This window comes from Clostridium sp. (genome assembly GCF_051650885.1).
Taxonomy (GTDB): Bacteria; Bacillota; Clostridia; order Clostridiales; family Clostridiaceae; genus Clostridium.
On the sequence record NZ_JBOFRG010000145.1, the window covers coordinates 1 to 5269 of the forward strand.

Sequence of the window (5269 nt, forward strand, 5' to 3'; positions counted from 1 at the left end):
CCCACCTGTTGCTTTCATACTAATAGCATTATTATTTTTCTCATTAACTACATCAAATCCAGACCCTGTATTTCCCACATTAACGTAATCACTATCAATATATCCAACTTGACCTTCATAACTTACTTTAGTCCATCCATTAGCTTGTCCAATTATATTAACCTTTTGTCCATCTATAAAATATCCTAAAACATTTGAGTCTACTGTAGGTGCACTTCTGAATCTAAGATTACTTTCTATATTTATAATAGTTCCTACTTTCGCTTCTGAATTATTGTTAGAATTATTTTTATTTAAATTTTCTATATAGTCACTGTAAACATATCCTATAGTTCCATTTACACTAATCTTATAAAAATTATTACTTTTTCCTAATATATTAACTATATCTCCATTTTTAAGATATCCTACTACAGGAGTATTTGTTGAAGCTCCTTCTCTTACTCTTAAACTTGAAGTTATATTTATTACTTTCCCTCTATTAGTACTTATATTTTCATTTTTTATATTATTCTTTGAACCATTTAAAGTATCTGCATGTGCAGTTATAGCATTTTTAGCAAGTACTACTGTAGCACTTGTTGACGCTGCTAACACCAAAGCCACTGCTTTCTTTTTTTTCATTTGTTTACATCTCCTAAAACTCTTTTTCTTATATTTTAACGTATTTTGTCGAATTCTTAAAGAATTTTTTTAACTTTTTTGTAATCTTTACGGTAAAATAATAATTTCTTAATAAATTTTGGTAAAATTTTAGTTACAATACGGTTACATTTTAAAATGATAATATGTCTTTTAACTCATCGACCTCCCTATAAATATCTCCAATAACGCCATGCTTTCCTTTATTTTCATCCAACCTATGAAAATCACTTCCTGCTGAATACTTTATCTTCTTTTCTTTTGCTAGACCTTTAAAATATTTCACATCTTCTTTTGTATGTCTTGGATGAATTGCCTCTATCCCATTTACTTTAAACTTCAATATTTCTATTAAAGCTTCTTTTTTTATTTTTCCAGGATGTGCAATAAATACAACTGCTCCAAACATTCTCAAAAACTTTATTCCATTCTCTACATCTAATCTTTTTTTATTTTTCTGAATTTTTATTTTTCCTTTAAATAAGGAATTAAATCTACCAAGTTTCTTTTTTTTAATCATTTCAAGTGCTTCTAAAAACTTTTTATCTTCATATCCTCTTCCTTTAAAATATCCTAAAAGATGTACTTGTTTTCCTTTATATCTTGTAGATAATTCAATTCCCGGTATTACTCTTATTCCTATCTTTTCGCCTTCCTCTATCCCTTCCTTTAGCCCGTCAATAGAGTTATGATCTGTTATGCTTATATATGATAAACCTTTCACTTTTGCCATAGACACTATCTGAGTCGGTGTAAATTTACCATCTGAACCTGTTGAATGTATATGCAAATCTATTTTTTTCATTTTTCCCTCCAAAATAAAGTGTTAATCTATTTTATTCAATTAACACTTTATTTGATATATAAATTTAAAAAGAAGAGGTCTTATAAGACCTCTCCTCTATTGTAGTTCCGCTTTTTCTTCAGCTTTTTCTTCAGTTTTTGGCGCTTCTACTTTTTTTTCATTTTCTTTTGCTTTAGGTGCTTCTACTTTTTTTTCACTTTCTTTCTCTTTTTCTTCTACTTTTGCTGAATTATTTGATTCAACTTTTTCTTCTCTTTTGCATTTACCTTCTGATTTGCTTACAAATATTTTTTTTGCTGTTGCTTGTGGTGGGATAGATTTAGTCATTTTACCATCTAATTCAATACATACTGTATCTCCTTCTTTGATTTCTAAATCTTTAGCTTTTTTGTTACATGAATCTTTAACTTCTGTATCTTTGTTACAGATAACTACCATTTGAGTTTTTGTTATTTCACATCCTTTTAAATAACCACAAACTAATAATTTCATTTCTTTTGTGTTTTCACATTTTTGCACCTTTACAACCTCTCCCATAAAACCAGTATGTTTTAATGGATTAGCAAAGGCTGTTACACCAAATACTCCTAAAAATAATAATAGTGCAATAAAGCTTTTTTTGATTTGTTTGTTCATTTCTTATTCCTCCTTAAGTATCATACAAAAGTTATTTTCTCTTAAACACTGTATTTTTATTCATATTTATTATGTGTAATTTATTCCAATTACATATATATCTTTATTTTCTTCTTTTCAAATTCATATAAATATATTTGCATACAAAAAAGCACCCCAGATTCAGGGTGCTTTTACTTTAGTTTTCTTCTTCTTTTTTTACATTTATAGCTATTCCAAGCTCTTCTAATTGCTTTTCATCTGCTATATTTGGAGCTTCACTTAAGTAACAATATGCATTTTGGTTTTTAGGGAATGCAATTACATCCTTAATGTTATCAGTTCCAGCTAAGAACATTATCATTCTGTCAAGACCAAATGCTAATCCTCCGTGTGGTGGTGGACCAAATTTAAATGCGTCTATTAAGAATCCAAATCTCTCTTGTGCTGATTCTTCTGTAAATCCAAGTGCCTTAAACATTCTCTCTTGAAGTTTAGCATCATGTATTCTTATAGAACCTCCACCAAGCTCTTCTCCATTTAAAACTAAGTCATATGCCTTAGATCTAACTTTACCTGGTTCTGTTTCGATCATTTCTAAATCTTCATCCATTGGTGCTGTGAATGGATGGTGACATGCTGTGTATCTCTCTTCTTCTTCTGAGTACTCAAATAATGGGAACTCTGTAATCCATGTAAAGTTAAATTCATTTTTATCTTTTATTAAATCTAACTTTTTAGAAAGTTCTAATCTTAATGCACCTAAGCTTTGGAATACTACAGAGTCTTTATCTGCAACAATTAAAACTAAGTCTCCTTTTTTAGCATTACAAGTATTTAAAAGTTCTTCCATTTCTTCTTCTTTAAAGAATTTAGCTATTGGTGATTGAATTCCATCTTCTTTGTTTTTAATCCAAGCTAACCCTTTAGCCTTATAAGTTTTAACAAACTCACCTAATCTATCTATATCTTTTCTTCCCATTTCTGATCCATTTTCAACTACTAAGCATCTTACTGAACCACCATTCTCTATAGCATCATTAAATACTTTAAAGTCTACACCTTTAACTGCTTCAGTTAAATTTTGAATCTTCATTCCAAATCTTAAATCTGGTTTATCTGAACCATAGCTTTCCATAGCTTCTTTAAATGTCATTCTCTTAATAGGTAATTTAACATCATGATTTAAAACAGTTTTAAATACATGCTTAATTAACCCTTCATTTAATTCCATTATATCTTCTTGCTCAACAAAGCTCATTTCTAAGTCCACTTGAGTAAATTCAGGTTGTCTATTAGCTCTTAAATCTTCATCTCTAAAACATTTTACTATTTGATAGTATTTATCAAATCCTGATACCATTAATAGTTGCTTAAATATTTGTGGAGATTGTGGTAATGCATAAAACATTCCTGGATAGTTTCTTGATGGTACTAAATAGTCTCTAGCCCCTTCTGGTGTACTTTTTGTAAGCATTGGAGTTTCAACTTCTAAGAAACCATTATTATCTAAGTAATCTCTTATTGCTTTAGATGCTCTATTTCTTATCATAAAGATATTTTGCATATCTGGTCTTCTAAGATCTAAATATCTATATTTAAGTCTTATATTTTCAGCTGCATCTAAGTTTTCTTTTATATATATTGGTGGTGTTTCTGATTCTGAAAGAATTTTTATGTCTTCACATTTTAATTCTACCATTCCTGTTTCTAAATCTTTGTTTGGAGCTGATCTTAAAACTATTGTTCCTGTTACAGCTACACAATATTCAGGTCTAACACCTTTTGCTTTTTCAAATATTTCTTCTTCTACATCATCACCAAACACAACTTGCATTATTCCAGTTCTATCTCTTAAATCAATAAACTGTAATCCTCCAAGTTTTCTATTTCTTTGAACCCATCCCATAAGTGTAACTTTATTTCCTTCATGAGATTCTCTAGGTTCACCACACATCATTGTTCTTTTTAATCCATTTAACGCTTCTGCCATGTGACGTCGTCCTCCATATCTATATTAAAATTAAATTATTTTTGGCTCTTTATAATATTTTTGATTTCTTCAAGATTATCTAAGCTTATTTCAAACTCTTCTCTATCTTTCATTCTCTTTACTTTTGCCTTTTTAGAAGTAAGCTCTTCTTCACCTATTACTAGGTTAAATAAAGCACCTATCTTATTTGCAAATTTCATTTCTGCTTTAAAGCTTCTTCCTGCATGATTAATTTCAGTATTAACCCCTACTTCTCTTAACTTATGTGCTAATTCAAAAGCATACATTTTACCTTCATCACCTCTAGCTGAAATGTAAAGCTCTATGTAGTCTTCTCTAGGAATTTCTATATTTTCATCATCAATAGTTGCAATTAGTCTTTCGATTCCCATACCAAAACCTACTGCTGGCATACTTGGTCCACCAATTTCTTCAATTAGCTTATCATATCTTCCGCCACCACAAACTGTATAATCATCATTTAAGATTTCAAATATAGTTTTTGTATAGTAATCTAATCCTCTAACTATTCCAGGATCAACTGCATAAGGAATGTTTAAAATTTCTAAATACTTTTTAACATCAGCAAAGTGCTCATTACAACTTTCACAAGTATAATCTAAAATTATAGGAGCATTCTTTGTTATTTCTTTGCAAGACTTTTCTTTACAATCTAAAATTCTCATTGGATTTTTCTCAAATCTTGTTTTACATGTATCACAAAGAGAATCATAATTTTCTTCTAAGAATTTTTTTAATGCTTCATTATATTTAGGTCTACACTCAGGACACCCTAAATTATTTATGTTTAATTTTAAGCTTTTTAAACCTACTTTTTTAAGTACTCCCATAGCTAACGCCATAACTTCTGCATCCATTGAAGGTTCTTTTGAACCAAACATTTCAACTCCAAATTGATGGAACTGTCTATATCTACCTTTTTGTGCTTTTTCATATCTAAAGCATGGAGTTATATAGTAAAGTTTTGTTGGTTGCGCTTCATTAAATAATCTACTTTCAACAAAAGCTCTAACTGCTGGTGCTGTTCCTTCTGGCTTTAATGTTATACTTCTATCACCTTTATCTTTAAAAGTATACATTTCCTTTTGAACTATATCAGTAGTTTCTCCAACACCTCTTAAGAATAACTCTGTATGTTCAAATGCAGGTGTTCTTATTTCTTTAATACCAAAATTCTTTGATATTTCTCTAAA

Annotated in this window: 5 protein-coding genes; all 5 read right to left on the minus strand. The window is 29.4% G+C overall.

What is annotated here, in order from left to right:
• A partial coding sequence (locus ACRC28_RS07040; RefSeq protein ID WP_438542741.1) for an SH3 domain-containing protein occupies window positions 1-624 on the minus strand: 624 nt, incomplete at its 3' end.
• Between the two features lie 151 nt (window positions 625-775).
• On the minus strand, window positions 776-1447 hold the full coding sequence (locus ACRC28_RS07045; RefSeq protein ID WP_438542742.1) for a PHP domain-containing protein: 672 nt from the start codon (window positions 1445-1447) through the stop codon (window positions 776-778).
• 96 nt (window positions 1448-1543) lie between these two features.
• Window positions 1544-2083: a hypothetical protein gene (locus ACRC28_RS07050; RefSeq protein ID WP_438542743.1), complete on the minus strand. Its 540-nt coding sequence runs from the start codon at window positions 2081-2083 to the stop codon at window positions 1544-1546.
• Between the two features lie 178 nt (window positions 2084-2261).
• Entirely contained in the window at window positions 2262-4055 is a 1794-nt protein-coding gene (gene aspS / locus ACRC28_RS07055) for an aspartate--tRNA ligase (protein WP_438542744.1), read from the minus strand.
• 35 nt (window positions 4056-4090) lie between these two features.
• Window positions 4091-5269 (minus strand): histidine--tRNA ligase (hisS, locus tag ACRC28_RS07060; RefSeq protein ID WP_438542745.1); only part of this gene is annotated, 1179 nt, incomplete at its 5' end.